Source organism: Ruminococcus callidus ATCC 27760, from assembly GCF_000468015.1.
Taxonomy (GTDB): Bacteria; Bacillota; Clostridia; order Oscillospirales; family Ruminococcaceae; genus Ruminococcus_C; species Ruminococcus_C callidus.
In genome coordinates this window covers 1-656 of record NZ_KI260364.1, presented here as the reverse complement: position 1 = coordinate 656, position 656 = coordinate 1, and the positions used below count along the sequence as shown (strand labels likewise).

At 47.7% G+C, this 656-nt stretch carries 1 protein-coding gene; it reads left to right on the top strand.

Going from position 1 to position 656, the window contains the following annotated elements; all coding sequences use genetic code 11:
- Positions 1-92: 92 nt before the first annotated feature.
- Positions 93-230, top strand: a complete 138-nt coding sequence (locus tag RUMCAL_RS15430) for a hypothetical protein (protein ID WP_021681728.1) — start codon at positions 93-95, stop codon at positions 228-230.
- The last annotated feature ends 426 nt before the right edge of the window (positions 231-656 follow it).

The window sequence follows — 656 nt, the reverse complement described above, 5'->3', positions numbered from 1 at the left end:
TTTCGAGGGCATACCTGAAACGGTAGGCGGTTTGAATTTTCTTTTGCTTCCACTCCCACTGCTGAATTTACAACAGTTGGGAGGTGATCGGTATGATGGATCAATACATCACTTTAGGTGATTTGCTGAGAATCGGCAGCTTTCTGCTGGATTTGATCAGCGTGATCTTGTACATTTACTATAATCATAAAAATAGTAATCAGAATCACCACGGCAAGAAAAAGAAATAACCGCCCATAAGCGACCAAACTTGCGGCGGTTAAATCTTTTTTAATCTAAAGCAGTGGGAGCAGACCGTCTACTGGTATGCTCTTTCTATCTTTATTATACGTCAGAACGCCGCATTTGTCAAGGGCTTTTTTGCCGGAAAATGCGGTTATTTTTATGCCATGGGATTCCGCAGGGTGAACTGCATTTGTCCGCACGTCCACGCTGAAACGCACGTCTGCATAGAAAAAAGCTGCCCTTTTGAGAAAGGACAGCCTTTTCTGATTCTTAAGACTCCAGCAGACCTGCTTCCCGCATATTTCGCAGCAGCAGGTTGAACTGCTCCACAATGTTATCCACGCTGCTGGCCTCCGCTACCGCAGCTGCCGGCGTAACGACACCGGCGGCACCAGTTGCACCGGTGGGACCTGTCGCACCAACGGCACCGT

What these genes read in the sequence shown, in the direction of transcription:
- RUMCAL_RS15430 (WP_021681728.1), top strand. Translation starts at nt 93, where the DNA reads ATGATGGATCAATACATCACTTTAGGTGATTTGCTGAGAATCGGCAGC.